The organism is Syntrophales bacterium (assembly GCA_026417625.1).
Lineage (GTDB): Bacteria > Desulfobacterota > Syntrophia > Syntrophales > UBA8958 > JAOACW01.
The window spans coordinates 1-662 of record JAOACW010000024.1 but is presented as its reverse complement, the minus strand read 5'-3'; the positions used below and the strand labels follow the sequence as shown (position 1 = coordinate 662).

2 protein-coding genes are annotated in these 662 nt (G+C 37.3%); one reads left to right on the top strand and one right to left on the bottom strand.

Annotated elements, in window-relative coordinates; genetic code table 11:
• A partial coding sequence (locus tag N2317_08840) for a hypothetical protein (GenBank protein MCX7817591.1) occupies positions 1–182 on the top strand: 182 nt, incomplete at its 5' end.
• Here N2317_08840 and N2317_08835 read toward each other — a convergent pair.
• On the bottom strand, positions 177–662 hold a 486-nt coding region (locus N2317_08835), incomplete at its 5' end, for a hypothetical protein (protein MCX7817590.1). The two genes, N2317_08840 and N2317_08835, sit on opposite strands and share 6 nt — an antisense overlap.

Below are 662 nucleotides of genomic sequence, written 5' to 3'. Positions count from 1 at the left end.
GAGACAGGCTTAGATCTGCCCCCATTATCTCAAAGAACTCCTTTGTTATAAGAGATGTATTGGGAGAGCCTTTATCCACCCTTAGCTCAGGTAAATGGTCTTTATTAATACCCTGGTTTTTAAGACCCTTTAAATATATATGCCTTACATGGGATGCATTTATTGAAGGTTGTATATCATAGGCGATTATAAAGCGGGAGAAGAAGTCTTGACCAGTCACACCCCCACAGGAGGTTTCTTCTATATATATTGTACAGCGGTACTTTTAAGGGGGAGGGTCTTCTGTCATAGGGCTCTATCATATGGAGGGACTTTAAATGTTTATATACCGAGGTAGGCGATATATAGACCCCGTTGTTTTGGATTATACCCTGAATCTGTCTGTGTCTTAAGTGGGGGTATTTTTCCTTTGTTTCTTCTATGAGGTGTTTTTCATAGGAGGTGAGTGTCTTATTGTTCTTTTTATTATTATCCTTTTGTTTAAGCCAGGAATAATAGGTTGAACGTTTGATGCCGAGGTTATGTAGAATGGCTGTTATTTTATAGCCCTCTTTTATTTTATCATGAATAAACTGTATGATCTCTTTTTTCTGTTCTTCCATAATATGTCCAGGCCCTAATCCAAGTTCATCTCTTTTTATCATAAGGGATTGGTTTAATAT